This window comes from Brasilonema octagenarum UFV-OR1 (assembly GCF_963888615.1).
GTDB lineage: Bacteria > Cyanobacteriota > Cyanobacteriia > Cyanobacteriales > Nostocaceae > Brasilonema > Brasilonema sennae.
The window spans coordinates 71,410-90,957 of record NZ_CAWPKW010000056.1 but is presented as its reverse complement, the minus strand read 5'-3'; the positions used below and the strand labels follow the sequence as shown (position 1 = coordinate 90,957).

18 protein-coding genes and 1 pseudogene are annotated in these 19,548 nt (G+C 41.4%); 11 read left to right on the top strand and 8 right to left on the bottom strand.

Annotation, left to right across the window (positions count from 1 at the left end; translation table 11 throughout):
- The first annotated feature begins 237 nt into the window (after positions 1-237).
- Positions 238-1,485 (top strand): type II restriction enzyme NmeDI-related protein, encoded by a 1,248-nt coding sequence (locus AC5590_RS04895; protein ID WP_169263272.1) that lies wholly within the window; start codon positions 238-240, stop codon positions 1,483-1,485.
- A gap of 265 nt (positions 1,486-1,750) precedes the next feature.
- Here the strand turns inward: AC5590_RS04895 and AC5590_RS04890 are convergent, their stop codons facing one another.
- Complete coding sequence (locus tag AC5590_RS04890) at positions 1,751-2,020, bottom strand: transposase (protein ID WP_169263271.1); 270 nt, start codon at positions 2,018-2,020, stop codon at positions 1,751-1,753.
- A gap of 116 nt (positions 2,021-2,136) precedes the next feature.
- Positions 2,137-2,973 carry a transposase gene (locus AC5590_RS04885; protein ID WP_246163636.1) on the bottom strand — a complete coding sequence of 279 codons (837 nt, stop codon included), beginning with the start codon at positions 2,971-2,973 and terminating at the stop codon, positions 2,137-2,139.
- Positions 2,974-3,021: 48 nt separating this feature from the next.
- Between AC5590_RS04885 and AC5590_RS04880 the strand changes: the two genes are divergently transcribed.
- From AC5590_RS04880 to AC5590_RS04865, 4 genes and pseudogenes are all read left to right on the top strand, one after another.
- Positions 3,022-3,531 carry a helix-turn-helix domain-containing protein gene (locus tag AC5590_RS04880; protein WP_169263269.1) on the top strand — a complete coding sequence of 170 codons (510 nt, stop codon included), beginning with the start codon at positions 3,022-3,024 and terminating at the stop codon, positions 3,529-3,531.
- Between the two features lie 7 nt (positions 3,532-3,538).
- On the top strand, positions 3,539-3,667 hold the full coding sequence (locus tag AC5590_RS04875; protein ID WP_282453041.1) for a hypothetical protein: 129 nt from the start codon (positions 3,539-3,541) through the stop codon (positions 3,665-3,667).
- 15 nt (positions 3,668-3,682) lie between these two features.
- Positions 3,683-4,222, top strand: a pseudogene (locus AC5590_RS04870) (transposase); the annotation flags it as partial.
- 351 nt (positions 4,223-4,573) lie between these two features.
- A complete protein-coding gene (locus AC5590_RS04865; RefSeq protein WP_169263268.1) occupies positions 4,574-4,891 on the top strand; it encodes a hypothetical protein in 318 nt (105 codons plus the stop codon).
- A 335-nt stretch (positions 4,892-5,226) separates the two neighbouring features.
- Here AC5590_RS04865 and AC5590_RS04860 read toward each other — a convergent pair whose 3' ends face one another.
- From AC5590_RS04860 to AC5590_RS04845, 4 genes are all read right to left on the bottom strand, one after another.
- Positions 5,227-8,397 (bottom strand): efflux RND transporter permease subunit, encoded by a 3,171-nt coding sequence (locus tag AC5590_RS04860; RefSeq protein ID WP_169263267.1) that lies wholly within the window; start codon positions 8,395-8,397, stop codon positions 5,227-5,229.
- A gap of 11 nt (positions 8,398-8,408) precedes the next feature.
- Complete coding sequence (locus AC5590_RS04855) at positions 8,409-10,190, bottom strand: efflux RND transporter periplasmic adaptor subunit (protein ID WP_169263266.1); 1,782 nt, start codon at positions 10,188-10,190, stop codon at positions 8,409-8,411.
- Positions 10,191-10,673, bottom strand: a complete 483-nt coding sequence (locus tag AC5590_RS04850; protein WP_339379363.1) for a heavy metal-responsive transcriptional regulator — start codon at positions 10,671-10,673, stop codon at positions 10,191-10,193.
- A gap of 347 nt (positions 10,674-11,020) precedes the next feature.
- The gene (locus tag AC5590_RS04845; protein WP_169263265.1) at positions 11,021-11,512 is read right to left on the bottom strand and encodes a FixH family protein; all 492 of its coding nucleotides are present in this window, start codon (positions 11,510-11,512) and stop codon (positions 11,021-11,023) included.
- Between the two features lie 271 nt (positions 11,513-11,783).
- Between AC5590_RS04845 and AC5590_RS04840 the strand changes: the two genes are divergently transcribed.
- The 6 genes from AC5590_RS04840 to AC5590_RS04815 all read left to right on the top strand — a co-directional run bounded on the left by AC5590_RS04840 (position 11,784) and on the right by AC5590_RS04815 (position 16,390).
- Entirely contained in the window at positions 11,784-12,035 is a 252-nt protein-coding gene (locus AC5590_RS04840) for a thioredoxin family protein (RefSeq protein ID WP_169263264.1), read from the top strand.
- 370 nt (positions 12,036-12,405) lie between these two features.
- Entirely contained in the window at positions 12,406-13,335 is a 930-nt protein-coding gene (locus AC5590_RS04835; RefSeq protein WP_169263263.1) for a DUF8832 domain-containing protein, read from the top strand.
- 791 nt (positions 13,336-14,126) lie between these two features.
- Positions 14,127-14,609, top strand: a complete 483-nt coding sequence (locus AC5590_RS04830; protein WP_169263262.1) for a DUF2808 domain-containing protein — start codon at positions 14,127-14,129, stop codon at positions 14,607-14,609.
- 282 nt (positions 14,610-14,891) lie between these two features.
- Positions 14,892-15,383 (top strand): DUF2808 domain-containing protein, encoded by a 492-nt coding sequence (locus AC5590_RS04825; protein WP_169263261.1) that lies wholly within the window; start codon positions 14,892-14,894, stop codon positions 15,381-15,383.
- Between the two features lie 110 nt (positions 15,384-15,493).
- The gene (locus AC5590_RS04820) at positions 15,494-15,982 is read left to right on the top strand and encodes a hypothetical protein (protein WP_169263260.1); all 489 of its coding nucleotides are present in this window, start codon (positions 15,494-15,496) and stop codon (positions 15,980-15,982) included.
- 33 nt (positions 15,983-16,015) lie between these two features.
- On the top strand, positions 16,016-16,390 hold the full coding sequence (locus tag AC5590_RS04815; RefSeq protein ID WP_169263259.1) for a hypothetical protein: 375 nt from the start codon (positions 16,016-16,018) through the stop codon (positions 16,388-16,390).
- A gap of 127 nt (positions 16,391-16,517) precedes the next feature.
- Here AC5590_RS04815 and AC5590_RS04810 read toward each other — a convergent pair whose 3' ends face one another.
- Together AC5590_RS04810 and AC5590_RS04805 are read right to left on the bottom strand one after the other, a co-directional pair.
- Positions 16,518-17,192 (bottom strand): DUF305 domain-containing protein, encoded by a 675-nt coding sequence (locus AC5590_RS04810; protein WP_171978376.1) that lies wholly within the window; start codon positions 17,190-17,192, stop codon positions 16,518-16,520.
- Positions 17,193-18,406: 1,214 nt separating this feature from the next.
- A complete protein-coding gene (locus AC5590_RS04805) occupies positions 18,407-19,330 on the bottom strand; it encodes a DMT family transporter (protein WP_246163635.1) in 924 nt (307 codons plus the stop codon).
- Positions 19,331-19,548 lie beyond the last annotated feature (218 nt).

The window sequence follows — 19,548 nt, the reverse complement described above, 5'->3', positions numbered from 1 at the left end:
AAAATGTAAAATCAGCAAATAGCCTAAAAATGTGTCATTTCACAGTTGTTACAAAACTCAATATATATTGGTTTTATCGTGCCGACTTACTTATCCAAAGATTCTCTCTGGTGGATAGAAACAGAAGGTTGTGTTCTCTCGTCCCTCATAAATTATCCCAAACTGATTTTAGCCTACTCTGAATTAAAAGTAACATTTTAGAGTATTTGGTACCCTTGTCAAAGGATGTTATTACAGATGACAATTGACCTTCAAAGTATTATTCAAAATTACAAGAGCGATCTAGAATCGGTTTATAACACCTGGTTTATTAATAATGAAGAACGTCTGAAAGCTTTCCGCTCTATCAGACGAGGAGTTATACAGGTTGTTCATGATATCAAAAACGCTAATTTTGGCAATGATTTTAAAGGTTCTTCTTTAGAGTTTGTCCTAACCTGCATTACCGAACAAAAACAAGTTTTTGAAGGAGCTGCTCATCCCTTTTATTGGAAGCCAAAATTAAGAATTCCAGATATTTACGAGAATGAAGCAAATAAAATAGCATTTGGTCAATTTCTCGAAAGTTGCTTAATATTTTCTAAAGAAGACCAGATTATCAAGGAAATTATCAAACTTTCTAGTAAAAATATCAAGGGTTTAGGTCCAGCAGTTGCTAGTATAATTTATTTCTTACACCCAACGATTATCCCTCCCTTCAACACTGGTATAGTCAACGGTTTTAACTATCTCTTTAGCGAGAAGCAAAAATTAGGTTCTTGGGATAGTTACTTGCGGATGCGAGAAATTATTATCCAAGTAAATCAGCAATATAAAAATATTCTTTCCAGTGACCTGGGTGCTTTCGCTGGGCTTCTATTTGAGATTGGCTCAAATAAGCTAATTATTAATCATAAACAAGTTATTGATGAAACGCAGAGAAGCAAAGTAGAAAAACTAATGGCGAAACGTCATACAGAAGTTTCGTTTGAAAGAGAAGAAGAAGATTTACATACTGAGATGCAATATCATCTCCTGAAAATAGGTCAATCGTTAGGATATGCTGTGATAGCAGCAGCAAACGACCGCTCAAAATCTTTTGCAGAAAATAAGTTCTCTTTCTTTTGTCTTCCTTGTCTTCCGGCAATGGAAATAGATAAAGATACTTTGAACACAATCAATTTAATTGATGTTCTATGGTTAGAAAAAAGTACTAATCAAATTATTAGTGGTTTTGAGGTTGAGAAGAGTACTTCTATTTACTCAGGAATTTTAAGACTGACAGACTTGGCAATTTCTTTCCCTAATAATTTAAAGACACTATTTTTAGTTGTTCCAAATAAACGAGAGAAAGAAGTAATTATGCAACTCAAAAGACCCTGTATTCAACAGCAAAACATTTCAATTAAATACATTCTATTTTCTGACTTACGTCAGCATTGTGAGGCAATTTGTAAATTTGGTGAAGACTATACTGTAATATCGAAGATATCGAAGGTAGCTTAATACAAGCTGATTTTTTAAGTTCTTTACTCCTATTCGATTAGAGATTAAGTAATAAATTCAAAAATTTACCTGACATTAGAAAGTTGCCGTTGAACGAACCAGATAATTATGGGTGGTATCAGTATCCACTGAAGCAATGGAAGCAAGCCAGTACCGAAGAATGGAAGCGTCAGCATGATATTAGCATATTCCCATCTGTTAAGCACTCCAGTAACTAGAGCTTCAAAAATAATCGTAATTATAACACCAACTAAAATAAAGCTACTTAACTGCCACCAATTTGGCTGACCGGTTCATGCCAAGTGGAAGAATCTGCAAGACTAAAACGTTCACCGTACTTTTTTGGGCAACCACGTTTTTTTGGGGTTTCTTGTATAGAAGGAGACTGATAGAAGACACGATGGCTACGGGTTCTGGCAATGAGCACTAAATTTTTGTGCTGGGCTTGTTCTACTAAAAATGAACGTTGACTATAAGTACTATCCGCAGCTAAAACAGATAATTTCCCAGACCACGGAACTTGAGGGCAGGACATAATATTGTTAATTTGCTCACTTCCCACACTGACTGGAGTTTAGACTAGACAACAAGAAACGACCCAGCTACGCTGAGTGAAAAAGAAACAGGCTTCAGGTATGAAAATCGACAATTTTAAGCAGATTCTGGTTGTTCTTTGCGGGGCTTAGTTGTAGTTTTTTTGACTATAGGATAGCGAATTCTACGTTGGCGTGGTAGCCCGGTCTTCCAGCCTGGAGACTTTCCACGAGGTTGAGGGGAACAGGCAGGAGTACCAATCACCGCAAAAATGCTCCCCATAGCCTGGGCAACCCTTCCAGGGGTCAAGTTGTCTAATGACTTTTGCCAAGGCAAAGGATTATCCGCCACGATATCACGCGCCAGCCACAATTCCCAAGTCATCATTGGCATCAGGTCACTCCAACGTATGCCCTTCGGGCACGCTACGCTAACACATTGCTTAGGGGTACTCAGCTTAGGTAGCATCCAGTGTAGACGTTGCTTCAGAAACCGATACCAGTGGTCAACAGTAAAGCGACGCAAGTAGAGTTGCCAAACTTCTTCTAATGGTGGCATTTGTTCTCCCAACCAAGCCAACCATAAAGGTTTTGATATCCGTAAATTGCCCAGTTCATCCACACGCTCAACTCTGATGAGGGACATAGGGCGTGTAGCAGTTTTACGAAAGTGTAAATTTGACCATAGATTAACCTGGACTCGTCCCAGCTGGGAATGGTTGACTTGTATACTTTGAGTGACTTCACCCCATGTAGAAGATTCATTGAGTTTGAATTTCTCACCATGCTTCCTGGGTCGCCCTCGACCAGAATATGCTGGTGGTGCGCCCCACAAACACAGGTTGGAACGCAACCGGACAAGAATATCTGCTTTGATGTCAGCCGTCTTCAACACGAACGGGGCGCAGCCATACTCGCTATCCCAAACAGAAATCGGTCTAGTAGACTTGGGCATAAATACGCCTACCATTGTTATAGTTGAACTAAATGGAGGTTGTATTCCTTGCCTAGACACATTCCTTCCGTTTTACAGTTAAGTGAAGAGGAACGCCAAGAACTACAACAGTTAGTCAATCGCCACAGTACTCCGCAGCAAATTGCCACCAGAGCCAGAATTATTTTGCTGGCAGACTCCGGACATAACCACCGACAAGTTGCCAGAGAACTGGACGTTAGTCGGGATATGGCACGTCACTGGCGTAACCGTTGGTTGATGTTGGCAGAGCGCGCGATGCCGATTGGTGAACGCTTGCAAGATGCTGAGCGCAGTGGCGCGCCTGGCAAGTTTGATATGGAGCAAGTGATTCAACTGTTTGCGATCGCATGTGACAAGCCAGAGGACTATGACCGACCCATCAGTCATTGGACAGCCCAAGAATTAGCTTCGGAGATGGTAAAACTTGGTATTGTCGAGAGTATATCCCGACGCCATGTAGGAAGACTACTCCAAGAAGCCGACCTCAAACCACACCAGAGTCAATACTGGTTAACCCCCCCCGGATCAGGACTTTGATCGCAAGGTGAGAGAGATTGCTCAAGTATATCTGAGTGCGTTGGAGGCGTCACAACAAGGAGAACGCACGATTTGTACCGATGAAATGACTGGAATTCAGGCGAACGAGCGCAAAGCACATGACCTACCCCTGTGACCTGGGAAAGTTCAACGACGGGAATTTGAGTATATCCGGCACGGCACCCAGTCATTGATTGCTAGCTTTGATGTCGTCAGTGGTCAGGTAATTTGTCCACTGGTAGGGGACACTCGTACTGAAGCAGATTATGCCCTTCATATCCGTAGCGTAATTGAAACTGACCCCGATGCCTCGAAATGGCACCTCATTTGCGACTGTCTTAATACCCACCAATCGGAATCCCTGGTGCGCTTAGTGGTGCAATTAGAAGGATTGGACATTGACTTAGGCATCAAGGGGAAAAGTGGCATTTTGCAGTCAATGTCAACCCGTACCGCATTTTTGTGTGACCCCACTCATCGCATTGTCTTCCACTATACACCCAAGCACTCCTCCTGGCTGAATCAGATTGAACTCTGGTTCAGCATTCTCGTCCGCAAACTGCTCAGACGAGCCAGTTTTCATTCTCAAACGGATCTCAAAGCCCGGATTTTAGAGTTTATCAACTACTTCAATCGCACAATGGCGAAGCCGTTTAAATGGACTTACAAGGGCAAGCCATTAACCGCTTAAAGGGTAGGCGTATTTATGCCCAAGTCTACTAGCATCGTCTTTAGGTTTTGAAGCTGAAGGCTAAAAAATAGAAATCTCCGAAAATAGCCAATTCTGATCTCTGACTGGCTTTCAGTGAGTTATGTACAGATAGTAGACTCAAGCCAGTTTTAAGGAAAAAATTACCACCTTCAATGATCTGAGGGCATTGATTCATTTTTGTGTACATTACTATTTTTTTATTTGGGTTATAAGGATTTCATGCTATTTTCATTTCTTTATAAGAAGCTGAATATAGATAGTGAAACTTAGCGGTTGAATTAAGTCTTGTCGTCTTGTCAGCCCTATTACCCTAGTTGAAGAGAAACAGATATGACCACACTAGAAATAAAATCACTTACTCTCCTAGAAAGCAAAATTGAGGAGGGTAAGAGTCAGAAGAAACTGGAGTACGAAATCCTAGCTAAGGACTCTAATCTCCCGTGGGTTGCCTCTAGCGAACTACTAAAGGATATCAAGGAGTTGATAAGTAACCATCCAGAATTGGATGGGTTAGCAGTTACCAGTATTTATGTATACGCACCCAAGTTTAATATAGAATCTACCAACTTATCTAAGCAAGTTCTTGATTTGACCCTCTCTGGTAAAGCAGAGGTTTACCACGAGGTATACGAGACAGAGGATGGATAAGCTAATCGGCATTAAAAAGTGCTTATTTAACAGAATTCCGAAATTTTGGAGTCAGGAGCCTGAAACTTTCTTTATTCTGAATTTATGCGCCTTTGTTTAGCTTATGAAATTGTGCTGGCGTCGTCAATTGTGGTTATTGCTGTTGCATTTCTAACAATTCAGGTACAGTCACAAACTGATACCCGCGCTTTCTAAGAGCATCGATAATTGATTAATTCCTTAGAATCCCAATTCAATGCTAAAGCCTCTAGCTAACTAAAGAGTCAAGGAATTCGTAAAACTTCTTTGTAACTACTCAATTCTTTCTAATTCCATTAATTTCCCTAAAGCATAAATTATCTCGATTGAAAACGTCGCGGTTTCTTCCATACACGGGCAAATAATTGAGTTCCATCGTCTACTACCGAGTGCATAACAGGAATGACAATGAGAGTGAGCAGAGTAGAAATGCTTAATCCTCCCAGAATCACTGTAGCGATTGGCGAGTATGCATCCATTCCAGTATCAGGGAAAAACGCAAGTCGGATAATCACTACTAAAGTGATAATTACAGTCATCAAAATCGGTTTAAGCCTAATAGGACCAGCTTCACGAATAGCGATATCTCTGGGAATTTTCTGCCTGCGTTTTGTTAAAATTAAATCTATTAGTAAGATTGCTCCAGCCACATCAATTCCTGACAGAATGATAATCCCTAAAATAGAAACTGTCGAAAATGTCTGCCCAGCTAGCAATAAAGCACCAAACACCCCCGCCAGTTCTAAAGGAATTGATAGCATCATGTTGAGGGGCTGGATAAACGAGCCAAACTGAACTACCAAGATGAGATAAATCAGTACTAGGGAAAGTACAAGCCCTCTAAGCAACCTAGCAAACTCAATCATCATGTCAGTCATATCACCCATTGAGTCTAAGCCGTATCCTGGAGGAAAATTAAGTTCAGCGCCAGCCTGCATTGCCACTGACATTGATAAATCCATAGAGGCAGGACTGTGTTTACGGTAAAATCCATTGATGTAGACTACGCGGTGACCATTGACATGTTCAATCAGGCTTGCTCCGTTACGACGCTCAAGGGTGACAACTGAATCAAGAGGTACTTGTTTTCCGTCTTTTGTTGTCAGGTAAGTGGCGGCTAAGTCTTGAGCATTCCCCCGGTCTTTCTGGTCGTAACGCACCAGAATGGAGTTCAGCCTGCGGTTAGGTAGATTGTAGTACTGCTGAGTATATCCCCCCTGCAAAGCGTAGCGAGCTTGTTCAGTTACTTCTGCAACACTAAGTCCCAATTCCATCGCGCGACGACGATCAACTTTTAGTTGATATTCAGGTTGACTCATTGTTGAGCTTGTGTGAGCCATTTTCAACCCAGAGGTTTTCTCAGCAATATGTAAAACCTGGTCAGCGAGGCGGTGTAAAATATCTAAGTCCTCTCCATAAACTGCCAACTGCACAGGCGCGGCGGAAGTAGCCATCACATCTACCCCCATTGGTTGCATAGCAATACGTCGGATACCAGGAATGGTACGACGAGCGATCGCTTCTACCGCATCGATAACCTGCCAGATATCGCGGGTTCTTTCGCCTCGGTCTTTGAGAGTCACAATCATTGAGGCGCTGTTTACCCCACCCATACTATAACCACTAAAATAAGTACTGTTGCTAGTGAGTTCAAACCCCACTTCTGAAGAAATTTTCTCGACTTCTCGCTGCTGGGATAAAATCTGCTCAAATTTCTGGGCGATGACATCTGTTTTAGCGAAGGATGTTCCTGGTTCAGCTTCCACAGTCGCCATAAATTGACCAGAGTCCGCCAAAGGCATCATTTCTTGACCCACAAAAGGGTACAAACTGTAGCCCAAGTAGATGAAAGCAATTGCGACAGCTAAAACCATCCCCCGATTTTTTAATGCTAAATCCAGTAGAGATGCATAGCTTCTTTCCAACCACCCAAAACCTTTACGAAATGGAGTAAGGAGCCGTTTTAGTAAGATTGGTTTGTGTTCTTCATGCTCGTTGTGAAGTTTTAAGAAGTAGGCTGCCATCAGGGGTGTCAAAGTCAGCGACACAATCAGGGAAGCTAATAGGGCATAGATAATTGGCCAGACAATACCGACAAACATTATTCCTGTTAGTCCGCCTGCAAAAGTCATCGGAGCTAATGCCGCAACCATCACTGCAGTAGCTGCGGTGATCGCCAAAAATACTTCTTGTGTCCCTTCAATCGCTGCGTGGAAAGGCTTTCTACCCTGTTTAAGCTTGCGCTCGACTGCTTCAATCACTACAATCGAGTCATCTACTAGCCGTCCAATAGCCAACAGCACCCCAATCAAGGTCGAAGAGTTCAAGGACATTCCCATCGGCACAAACGGCAAAATTGACATTGCCAACGAGGTGGGAATGGAAATTAGTACCATTGCGGTTGCCCGAAAATCCTCCAAAAAAATCAAAATCACTAGCCCAGCTAAAGCTACGCTGATGAGCAACTCTGCAATTGTGCCTTCTTTGATGATCTCTACCAAATGGGAATTATCGTAGGCTTCTTTAAACTCAATGCCAGAATACTGAGTCTGGATGCGCTTGAGTTCGGCTCGCACGCGCTCAATCACCTGGGGAGAACTAGCATCCGGCTTTTGGATAATATTAATTCCCAGCGCTGCTGAACCATTGTAGCGATAGCCACTACGCCGTTCTTCATAAGTATCTTTGACGGTAGCTACATCTCGGACATAAACAATGCGATCGCCTTGATTGAAAATAGGATAATCCAAGACTGTCTGAGCGCCCAAAGCGCGTTCGTCACTACGTACTAGGATTTCGTGATCGCCTTTGGTTAATACTCCAGCACCCTTGGAAATATTGTTACGGTCGATTGCATCCCGCACCTGTAAAATTGAAAGACCGTATGCTGCTAACTTTTCTCGGTCTACAATTATTTGTAGCTGCCGTCGGTATCCGCCAAAAATAGATACAGCCTGAACATCAGGTACTTGTTTGAGCCGATCAACCAGAGTATTATCTGCAAAATCACGTAGACGTACTGAGTCCCATCCTTCCCCTCGCAAAGCCAAGGTTAAAACAGGACGATTAAGGGGGTCGATGGACAGAACCCAGTAAGAGCGTGTATTGAAACCATCAAGAGGTATATCTCCTTCTGCCGATTTCATGACACTTTGCACTGCCGCAAGCGATCGCTGCATATCTTGACCCCAAGCAAACTGCACTGTCACTAGGGACATATCTTGCTGGGAACTAGAGCGGACAAAGCGCACACCGTCTAGCACCGTCATCCGCTGTTCGATTGGCTTGCTGATGTAAGTCTCTACTTCTTGGGGAGATGAACCAGAAGCCATTGTTACAATAGCGACTAGAGGACTTTGAAGGTAGGGCATCATCCGCACTGGTAGCTGAAATAGCGCCAAGACAGCTAGGGCAAGAATGCCAACATACAACGCTAACAAAATCACTGGGTTCCGGATCGACCAGCGCACAATTGAGCCAATTTTCATTTGGAAAGCTCCTATGGGCGATTATCCAATGTGAAAGAACCACTGCCAATTCGTGAGGAGTCTTTGACTTTGGCAGTTACTTCCCACTTTCCACTCATACCCAAATAGGTATTGACTTTAAAACGACCTAATTGAGTATCAGGTTTTACTTCCACATCAGTAGACATGGGAGAGGAATTTTTCATTGGCATGGTGACGCTAACTTCTAAACCTTCAACTTGTACAGGCTTCTTGGTTTTAGAGTCTTGAACTTCCAGAATCAGTTGATTATCACCAGATACTGCTTTGCCTTGCGGGCTGACTAACTTAATTTGGGTGTTGCCTTGTACAGCGCTACTTAAGGAGGCAACTGGTTGACCAGAATCATCAATAGCTGCCACTGATGCATTTTCAATTAGTCTTTCCTGTCCCGAAGTAATAACCAAATCGCCGGGTTGCAAACCGCTAGTTGCCTCTACGCGATCGCCGGTGGTTAACCCTGTGGTGATAAATTTGCGTTTAGCTGATTTACCTGCTAAAACCCATACAGCTTGCTTACCTTCAGATTCAACCAATGCTGCTTGAGGAACCGAAAGAGCATTTGGTTTACGAGCTGTAATAATTTGCATCTGAACTGCCTGTCCTGCCAAAATCTGTCCGCCAGGGTTATCGACAACTGACTCGACTGTAACTGTGCGAGTTTCTTCCCCAGCTTTTGGGAAAATGCTTGTCACCTTTGCTTTGATGGTTTTAGTGGAGTTGCCAATCACACGAGCCACAACAGGAGAACCGATTTCTACACCTGCTAAATTTTGCTGGGCAACATTTGCCTGGAGGCGAACTTTGCGATAATCTCCGATTTTAAGAATCCCCATACCAGGTTGTACCACTACACCAGGGTCTGCCATGCGCTCCTGCACAATACCTGTAATCGGTGATGTAATTATTTTGTAACTTTCTATAACCTTAAGACGCTGAATTTTTACTTTAGCCTGAGCTACCTGCGCTTGGGCTTTAGCTATCTGTGCTTGCATCCGTTCCAATTTAACTTTTGCACCACCCAGAGATGCTTTGGCTGCTGTCGCTTCACTTTTTTGTTTATCAAAGTCGTTGCGGGCGATCGCACCTGAATTTAATAAAACCTGCTCAGTTCGCTGTACTCTTGTATCTAAATAAGTAGATTCGGCTGCCATCCGCTGTATTTCTTGACGTTGCTCATCCAGTTCTTCTCTGGTTGCACGCTCCTCAGCTTTGGCTGCCTCCATTTCCGTTGTTGCTTCCTCTACCTCATCAGAAAGTTCCGTCGCAGTTAGCCGAGCCAGCACTTGTCCTGCTTTTACTTTACTTCCTGGGTAGGCAGAGTATTCAGTCAACTGCCCACCCACTCGTGGATATACAGTCACTTCCAGGTAAGGACGCACTGTCCCTGTGTAACGAACACTCGCCTCCATTAAACCAGACTTGATGGACTCGACCTTTACCGGGGTGGGATTAGAGGAACCGTCCACTCGCATCATGTCTTCCATTGACATCCCTTTCATATCTTCCATCCCAGCCATAGAAGAAGAGGGTTTGAACTGCTTTGTTACTATTGAGATGCCACCAATTAGTGCCGCGAGGACTGCAAGTGTCATGACCGTTTTGACGGATAAAATCAACTTTTTGACAGGCTTAATCTCAATTAAGGTGGCATTGTCATTATTACTGACCTGATCCGGTGTTCCTTCCTCAAGGGGGGAGAGGGGAGCAAGAGGAGTTTGCTCGTTCTCTGGTTTGATGCGAGAGTTTTGATGTTCGTCAGTAGTTCCGGACATTTACCCTCCTCGTAAGTTGTGGACAGGTACATCCTGGCAAGCGACTTCCTCAATCATGCTACAAAGCTCTTTGCTACACGGGTCGTCTAAAGGTCGGCTTGCCCAGCGCTCTTGATATGCTTCTAACTCCTCCTTCAGCACCTTCATGCGATAAATCTGCTTCTCAAGATCAGCTATTTTCTGTTTCAGTAAGCCCCTCACGAGTGGGCAAGCAGGATCGCCGTGGGAGCGGACACCAACCACTTGTTGAATTTCCGAGAGGGAAAACTGTAAAGATTGGGCTTTTTTGATGAATTGCAACCGCTTGATTGCTTCGCCATCGTAATAGCGGTAGCCATTTTCACTTCTTTCAACTGGTGTTAGCAATCCTAAGCTTTCATAATACCGAATTGTTCCTACTGCCACATCGGTTTGCTTTGCTAGCTCACCAATTTTCAGCAGTTTTTTCGGGGATGATGCTTCACAACAAACTTGTTCCACCACAGCAACTATAGTTCTTTATTTCTACTATGTATTGCTCCAACCTTAAAGTCTATAGTTAACTGTAGAGTCAACCCCTAAAGTCAGAATTTTTGTAAATTTTTCTGACAAAATCTTGTATTGCTAACAAATTGTCATACGTGTTAACCACAACGATAAGTTTAAAGCCAGGTGTAAGGCGATGAAAGAGTCAAAAACTTATACCTAGTGCAAGGAGTCAGAACTCACCAAGTCAGGAGAAAAATACCTACAAAATCAGAGTTTTAAACTATTCCTAACTGTCTAGTTATTTCTGCCACGCTGTACTAGATAGTTTCTACAAGTATGGACTTTTAGAAACTTTAGCCCAACTACTTAACGGCTACATTAAAGACAGCGCTGGCAGTAGGCTGAATGTCTTTAAGGTTTACCTTCAGTTGCCAGTTGCCCCCGTAAGGTAGGCTGGTTTGAATTTCAAACATACCGGGTGAAGATGCCGGCTTGACTTGTGTTTTTGCAGTTCCTACTCCTTCCATCCCCATTGCCTTCATTTCTTGCTCAGACATGACCATTTCGACTGCTATATTTTTGGCAGCTAAAGGCTTACCATTCTTGGCATCTGTAACGTTGAGCATTAAAGTACTTTTTCCGGTTTTGAGAGGTGTAGCTTCCGTGTTTAGAGTCATGCGAGCTTCTCCCGTCTGAGTAGCAGGTTCAATCACCTGACTGCCTGTCATGGTTTTTGAGGAAGAGACAGCAGGATTACTACCCGAATTATCTACCTGCTGTCCATTGCTACAGGCTCCTAAAGAAATTACTCCCGTGCTTCCTAGAACGATTAAAAGCCACTTGAAAGATTTCATGCTATTTGCTACTCCTCACAGGCGGTAACAAGTTTTAGAACAGTTAAATAAATTAGAGTCATGTTAAACCCTCAAGTCAGCTGTAGAGTCAAGTAGATATGCGCAAGAATTTCATTTAACATTTCATTGCAATACTTCCAAACAGCACTGTCACCTTAATTAGAATTAGGTGTTAAGTCAAAGAACAAATTCAGAAAATAGAAAAGGGTTGACTCTCTAGTTCACTAGAGGCTTCAGAATGGATGAGTAAGGAAAATTCTCGGTGGACATCATGACGAAACGTCAAATAGAAATTTTTACGGCTGACTGTCCTCTTTGCGATGAGACAGTTCAATTGGTGCAAGAATTGACTTGCCCTAATTGTGAAGTATCGGTCTATGAACTGCGACAAGAGCAGGAGAAAGCCCAGCAGTATGGAGTGAATGCAGTGCCAGCGATCGCCATTAATGGAAAACTGGTTCTGACTGGTAAACCGAATCGAGAGCAACTTCAAGCTGCTGGTGTAGGTCAGATTCTGAGTTGAAATAGCTGAAACTGGAGGTAAATAAGCTAAAAGACCTTCAATTTGCATTCTCTAAAAACTAAATTTATTGTGGGGTGGGCGTCTCGTCTGCCCTACCTAGTAAATCAAATTTTAGAAGTGTATGTTAACCCACAATAAGAAACTGTTTTCAATTAGTTAGGTAAGCGATATGCCAAGGTGCGTCTCTTGCTCCGCGCAATCGCTCTCATCTGTTGTCATTGCTCATTAAAGGCGATCATCTAAGTATTTATAACTATCATCATTGCAGAGTAGGATTTCATCCTAATTTCATTTTCTTCTGACAGACTGATGATAAAGATCAAGTTCACTAAGGAAGTATCCCTATTTTGCAATCACACCTGGAGAAAAAATGAAGCGGTTTTTCACTGCACTCGCTATCACTTCAACCCTTTTTATCACTCAAGCTTGCGCCTCACAAGTAAAATCTGGCGAAACACCAACCTCTAATGCTAGTACTGTTGCAGATACGAATCCGCACACAGGTCACAATATGGGTGATTCCAAAACTCCAAGGACTGAGGAAAATCCGCACACAGGTCATAATATGGGTGATTCTCATGATAGTAATTCCAAATTAGAACCTGCGAACGCTACCGCGAAACTCACCCTCCCCGACAAAATCACTCCTAAAAAACCTGTACCTTTAGCAATTGATGTCAAAGACAAAGAAGGAAGACCAATTGCTAATTTCGATACTTTCCAAGAAAAATTGATGCATTTAATCGTCGTGAGTGATGATTTTCAGTCTTTCAATCACATCCATCCCACATACAAAGGAAATGGACGCTTTGAAGTCCAAGCTGATTTTCTCCATTCTGGTAATTACACACTTTTCAGTGATTACAAAGTAGCAGGAAAAGCAGAACAAGTTTCGGTCTTAAAAGCACAAGTTCCAGGAAAAAGTCCAGCTGCACCAAAAATTGATTTAGCTACTACAAAGACTCTTGGTGATACTAAGGCTAATCTCAAATTATCTCAACCTACAATCAAAGCTGGACAAGAAGTTCATCTAATTTTCAACTTACAAGACGCTGCTAACAACCAACCACTGAAAGATTTGAAACCTTATTTAGGAGAAAGAGGACATTTAGTCATCCTCAAGCAGTCATCACCATTGACAGAAGCAGACTACATTCATGCTCATGCATTGAAAAACACTCCAGCAGGAGAAATTCATTTTATCACCAGTTTTCCTCAAGCAGGAAAATATAAAATGTGGGGTCAGTTTAATCGTAATGGCAAAATCATCACTGCTGATTTTTGGGTAGACGTGCAATAGTTATCTCAAATTTCATCTTGATTTCATCATGGTCATATACTAAGTTTCGCCGTCTCAATTTATGCTTTGATAGTCATTAGAGGCTTTTTAGTTATGCCACTCTGGTATGACTGAAAGTCTGGTTTTATATTAAGAATGAGTGAAAGGAGATAATCAGCTATTCTCAGAATCAATCTAATTTGATGAGGAGATTAACCGTGAGATTTCATCTTAATTTCATTTACATTATCTATAATAAATATTAAAAACATGCTCCTCATGTTTCACAATCCTGACGGGCTTATAGTTATACTGTAAGCCTGTTTTCTTATCGCGTATAACAGTAAAGTAATTTATTTCATCTTAATTTCATCTTGATTTTTTACAATAATATTTATAAAGTAATTCCTTGGCTTTATTCCACACAATTTCTGGGCTTATAGTTCTATCAGAATGCTACTACTATAAGCCTGATTTTTTAGGATAAATGAGAATGAAACCTAGCCCAAAATCTCAAAAACCTAGCTTCTGGTTCTGAAGTGCCTGATGTAGAAACCGAGTCAAATCAGATAGTAACAGCTAGTAATAACCCAGGAATAAAGGTAATAAATAGTACAAAATCAAGACAGGCTACTTTACTAACAAAAATACAAAATATTTCTAGTTGAATGGCAAATCCACCTTAAATTTATTTTACCAAGCTGGTTATTTCATCTTAATTTCATAGTGACCTATTACACTGGTTTTGTAAGGTTCATGCACTAAAAAGAAATTTGAATCTAAGTGACATAGTTTGCTAATTTAACAGCCAAATGAAAAGAACACTGATTTCTACTGCTGTATGTAGTGTTGCTACCGCAGCTTCAATTTTTACTGGCTATGCAAATGCCAAAACAGATAATAATAAGGTTGCTAATCTTGAAAATTACATGCAATTACCTCCTGCTGGTTGGCAGCTTGTTAAACAAACTTTTCAGATACACGTTCCCAAAAATGGTAAAGCCCTTTCCGAGTTAATTATTGACGCACCATCCACAGTAGCTGTAAGTAATGATATTGATATATTGGATGATAAGGGTCAAAAAATTAAAATTAATATTTCTGTAAATAATAGAAGAATCATTATAGATTTTCCTAAACCAGTTACTTCTAGCACTACTAAATTGCAAGTAAATCTTAACAAAGTACAACAACCAACTCTTGGTTCTACCTCTGTTTACTATCTTTCGGTTAAAGTCGTTGGTAGTGACGTAGAGATTCCCATAGGTGTCGCTCAATTTGCACATTCTAATTAATCTATAAACTTTGACGATAAGTGCTGGAATTTCATCTTGATTTCATCATGACCTGTCATCCTAGTAAGTAGAGGGAGCATACCTCTTTGACAAAAACATCATCAGCAGGTTGAACCTGCTAAAGGCGAGTAAGCTGTCTAACTTTCCCCGATTAACAGGTAAATGCAGGGAAATAGTTAAGTCTGGCTTGACCAAATTGTGATGCATTTGTTAATAACAAGTTCATTTCTTTGGAATGAACTTAAAATTCATCTGACATAATTGATTCATAGAAATTGAAAAATGAAGAAATCACTGATATATGCGGGTGCAGTATTGACTCTAGCTGCTGCAGTTTTAATTCCTGCTAATTATGCAACTGCGAAGATGAATAATGGAAGAGTGCCTCATATAGATGGAAATGTGCAATTTCCTCCTTATGCGCGATGGCAGCTTATCAGATACACTTTCCGGTTACATATTCCCCAAAACAGTAAAGCTATCACTCAGCTAATTATTAACGTTCCAAACAATGTAACTATCAGTGCTGACATTAAGAATATCGATATTGTGAATGAGAATGGTCAGAAAATTAACACTAATATTTCTGTCAATAGCAAAACTGTTTCATTGGCTTTTCTTGAATCAGTTGCTCCCAATACTAAGCTAGATATTGACCTAAAAAACGTGAAACGATCAACTCTTGGTAATAGTGTTATCTATCGCTTCTCGGCTAAATTTGTTGGCAGTGACGAAGATATTCCCATAGGTATAGCTCAATTTCGCATATATTAATCCCAAGATTTATTTTCAAAACAAACACTAAAATTTCATTTTGGTTTCATAAGTCACGGTCAAACTAATAAATAGAGAGTTAATCAAGTGACCTCATAAGGATAACTAAAATGAAAAAAATGATTTACATAGCTGCATTGACCTTAGCAATTACATCTTCAGTTCCTGCTGTTTGGGCAAATGATAAACCTGGCGATACTAGTGGTTCCTATCTTGGCAATAGCACTGCTTATCCTAGTGATACTACTGCTGTAGATGCTACCCATGAATTTGAAGTTTATGTAGGAAAACCTCTAGCAGAACTAGTAATTGATTTACCAGAGGGGGTAAAAATTAATAGAGGAATTGAGGTGAAAAATCAATCAGGTCAAAAAATACCAGCGACGGTTTCTATTAACAACAGAAAAGCTACGGTAGCTTTCTCACAACCAGTAGAGCCTGAGACAAAGCTATCAATTTTGATGAATGGAGTTAATACTATAGGAAATAGCGAAGCAGGATATAGCCTACCTTGGATATACCGAGTCTACGCTAAGAATGCTGGATCTCAAGGAGAAATTTCACTTGGTGTAGCTCGAATTCAGACCTACCCTATTTAGGCAGAGTGACTGTATGTTATGAGGATTTTGGTTATGAAGACACTTATTATCCGCGCTACATCTATCCTAGCAATTCCTTTAGGGATAGCTTTGCTTCACACATCTTCGGGTTCTACCGCCTATGGAAGCGTAAGTGAGTCAACTGTAAAAGCTTGTGAATCTATTCCCCCAGCAAGACCTACAGGCGGAGCTACTGCTGCACGACTTCAAGTCTTGCAGCAATGCAATAACAGACTCCAACAATCCACTCCTACAACTGAATCTACTGGTCAGCCTACTACAGAAAAATCCCAAAACATGAATAAGTCAAACACAAGAGGCTGTGCAATTCCCCCAGCAAGACCTACTGGTGGAGGTACTACAGAAAGACTCCAAGCTATACAACAATGCAGTACAGGCGTTCACTAATCTACAGTCTTTCTGCTCTAAAATACTTGCCTAAACTTGGTTAAACCAGGTAAGGACGATTTCTTACTCTTATAAGTAGTGGAGGTGACAAGCGCTTTCACTTACTACTACTGCACCACCTACTCAATTACTTTGGATAATTCTCAGGATTAAGAAGACTGCGTTCAGAATCAGGAGTATCTGCAGCTGAACCTGCTGCAGCTGCCCCTACATACTCTATGTTATAGATATTTTTGAGCCAGCCTCGTAATTGATTGATTTCGTTTACTTGCGCAGTGACAACATTGGCAGCTAGATTGACAAATTCTACATGGTAAGCACGGTCAGTAATTTCCCCAGCAAATATGATGGCACCCCAGTGGTGTGAGGTTAAAGTCTTCATGAATGTGATGTTGAAATCATCTCCACTCAGCCCTGCTAGCTGATTTATCACATTCTGACTAAACTTGTTTGATGTCGGTGAGTATGTAATGCCATACCAGTCACTAAGCCACGACTGCATTGTTTGAATCTCTTCCTGCTGATTAGTGATAACCTGCTGACAAACCGATTTTAATTCTTTGAGTGTAGCTCTTTGCAAACATATCTTCGACATCTCAATTGCAAAGTTGTGACCGTCAATCAGATCCCGTAGAAGACGGATTTCAACTTGTGTGAGCCTATTTCTCGGAGCAGGTTGGCTTGCCAGTATAGGCTCAATCGCAACTGTAAAAGCACTTAAAGCGGGTGTCAGGGCTAGAAGCATTTGTAAGCCGATGCTAGCGCTTAAACGTGGTAGTAAGCTTTTGTTGTTACGGAACATCTGTCCTATTGGTTTAGATAACTTGTTTGTTAAGCTATCAAGGATGCCTTTTTCATCCTATAAAAGTAAATAAAACAGCAAAACTTGCACATGAAATAGCTGCCTAGTTAGGGAATGTCATATTGCCTACAGGGCAAAGGTATCCAATCTAACTAGGCTCATTAAGCAGACCAAGATGGTAAAAAACTTCTGGCGTTATTGAAGTGCTTAACCAATACTTTAGGTTAAGCAGTGCTTGAGCATAGCAAAGCCGAGCTTAGAATTAACTAGACCTGCTGCTAAGAGCGCTAGTTAATTCCTGCTTAAGTGGGTTATGCTTTAGCATTAAACTTATACCGAAAGCACCAAATACAAGTAAATCCAGTACTAAGCGCGAATTTGAGGAGAGAAACCGGATCTAAAGTTGTCGGTGTACTGCTGTAAGAGCAGACCCTCAAAGTTATACCAAAAACAGCAGCAAGTGTACTGCTTGTTACAGTTGTAGTCATGTACTCCTCAATTAATACTATTGCTTGATTGTTGCATTGAGCTTTCAATCAAAACACCACAAACAAAAACATTTAACTAGTAGAGCAACAAACTTTTCTTGACCATAGAATTTGGGATTGCCAGCGTCAATAATATAACAATGACAACTGATGATACTTTAGGGTTTATGTAGAAAAAAGCGCGTCTATCTATAGATAGAACTGTTATCTATGTATTTCTCACTACATTCATCCAAAATTTCATTTTGATTTCATTTCTTTATGCATAGCTATTACTATTGATAAACTAAGAGGGTTTCATTTTTTTAGGAAAAGCTAAATAAAACATTTTTTAGACTATTAAAAAATATTCTTCGCTAATTATCTGCTTTGATTACAAAATCTTTCTTACTGGTAGGACATTAGTCTGTTGCTAATAATCCCTAAGTCCTCCTTTAACTCTTCCAACTGCTCGCCACGTTGCTCAACGTAACTTAGAGCTTCAGTTAGCAAGAATGGAGGCTTTTCATCTCCCACTTAAGAGCTATAATTCAAAACATCAAAAGCCGCTCAAGTCGTCCTCAATAGAGGGTGTGCAGTCGTTGGGTAAACGATCAAGATGCGCGTAGGAAAGTAAGTTCAGTAGAACTCCTCTCCTATGATTCAAGAATCCCACGCTACGCTAAAGCCGTGGGAGGTCAATAATTTTCTAAGGATTTTGGCTATGAAAATACTCGTTATCCGCAATCAGCGGTAGATAAACAACAGCCCCATCCCAGCGATCGCCACCAACACGCCCAGAATTGCCCGCAGACTGATTTTCTCTCCAATAAAGAAAGCAAACGGCAGGACAAACAGAGGACTCGTAGCATTGAGGGACTTAGCAATGGCTGCAGGACTGAATTTAAGAGAGATTTGTTGCAGCCAAAAGCCCAAGTAAGTACTCAGAAAAGCACACAGTATAACGATGCCCAGTATCCGCCCAGACCGCAATTCTTTTAGAGAGGCGCGGACTGGTTCTCGCTTCATCGGCAGCCACAACAGCAGTATTAATACCCCACCCACTAGCCGTACCATCGCACTCCACAGGGAATTAATAGTTGTTTCTGCCAGCGCTGCACGGGATAAAACTGCACCCATTGCGTCTGTGAATGCTGATAACAGAGCAAAGCTGACACCAACAATCAGCTTGTCATTGGTAGTAGCATTTTTAACTCGTTCGCTAATTACCCAAGCCACACCTAAAATAATTAACAAAATACCAACCCAAGCAACATATGACAGTTGTTCGTGCAAAAAAATAGTCGATACAATTGCAGCCATCGGTGGACCTAATGTCTTCAATAGCAGCGTCCGTCTTGCCCCTAAATTGTTCAATGCCGCAAAATAAGCAGTATCGCCAATGCCAATTCCAACAGCACCGCTGAGAAGTAGGAGTATGAAGCGGATTGAGTCAATTGCTGGCAGCAGTTGCTCACCACTCAAAAGGATGGTGAGGAAAGCCATCGCAATTGCGATCGCACCTTTGCTCAAGTTCATCGCCAGCGGGAAAATTTTCTTTCCTAAGCGACTGTAGATAACTGAAGTCAGTGCCCACAAAAACGCCACTCCCAGAGCTGCCAGTTCTCCCTTAAAATTCATTAAAAATAAGTCAGAAAAATTTGCCAGCATAAAACATCTAACCTCCATGAAGCATCGCCATGCCAGAAAATGAAGCGAGTAAACAAAAGGTGCAGAAGATGGCTAGTCATAAAAAGGTAAAATTCGGTAATGACGAGCTATCAGAGGGTAGATGCGCTCCCTGAGTCTGGGGATTTTACTTATTCAGGACTTACGCAAAAATAACGCAATTCTGTCATTGCGACCGAAGGGAAGCAATCGCAAAGCCT

What these genes read in the sequence shown, in the direction of transcription:
- AC5590_RS04895 (WP_169263272.1), top strand. Translation starts at nt 238, where the DNA reads ATGACAATTGACCTTCAAAGTATTATTCAAAATTACAAGAGCGATCTA.
- AC5590_RS04890 (WP_169263271.1), bottom strand. Translation starts at nt 2,020, where the DNA reads ATGTCCTGCCCTCAAGTTCCGTGGTCTGGGAAATTATCTGTTTTAGCT.
- AC5590_RS04885 (WP_246163636.1), bottom strand. Translation starts at nt 2,973, where the DNA reads ATGCCCAAGTCTACTAGACCGATTTCTGTTTGGGATAGCGAGTATGGC.
- AC5590_RS04865 (WP_169263268.1), top strand. Translation starts at nt 4,574, where the DNA reads ATGACCACACTAGAAATAAAATCACTTACTCTCCTAGAAAGCAAAATT.
- AC5590_RS04860 (WP_169263267.1), bottom strand. Translation starts at nt 8,397, where the DNA reads ATGAAAATTGGCTCAATTGTGCGCTGGTCGATCCGGAACCCAGTGATT.
- AC5590_RS04855 (WP_169263266.1), bottom strand. Translation starts at nt 10,190, where the DNA reads ATGTCCGGAACTACTGACGAACATCAAAACTCTCGCATCAAACCAGAG.
- AC5590_RS04845 (WP_169263265.1), bottom strand. Translation starts at nt 11,512, where the DNA reads ATGAAATCTTTCAAGTGGCTTTTAATCGTTCTAGGAAGCACGGGAGTA.
- AC5590_RS04840 (WP_169263264.1), top strand. Translation starts at nt 11,784, where the DNA reads ATGACGAAACGTCAAATAGAAATTTTTACGGCTGACTGTCCTCTTTGC.
- AC5590_RS04835 (WP_169263263.1), top strand. Translation starts at nt 12,406, where the DNA reads ATGAAGCGGTTTTTCACTGCACTCGCTATCACTTCAACCCTTTTTATC.
- AC5590_RS04830 (WP_169263262.1), top strand. Translation starts at nt 14,127, where the DNA reads ATGAAAAGAACACTGATTTCTACTGCTGTATGTAGTGTTGCTACCGCA.
- AC5590_RS04825 (WP_169263261.1), top strand. Translation starts at nt 14,892, where the DNA reads ATGAAGAAATCACTGATATATGCGGGTGCAGTATTGACTCTAGCTGCT.
- AC5590_RS04820 (WP_169263260.1), top strand. Translation starts at nt 15,494, where the DNA reads ATGAAAAAAATGATTTACATAGCTGCATTGACCTTAGCAATTACATCT.
- AC5590_RS04815 (WP_169263259.1), top strand. Translation starts at nt 16,016, where the DNA reads ATGAAGACACTTATTATCCGCGCTACATCTATCCTAGCAATTCCTTTA.
- AC5590_RS04810 (WP_171978376.1), bottom strand. Translation starts at nt 17,192, where the DNA reads ATGTTCCGTAACAACAAAAGCTTACTACCACGTTTAAGCGCTAGCATC.
- AC5590_RS04805 (WP_246163635.1), bottom strand. Translation starts at nt 19,330, where the DNA reads ATGCTGGCAAATTTTTCTGACTTATTTTTAATGAATTTTAAGGGAGAA.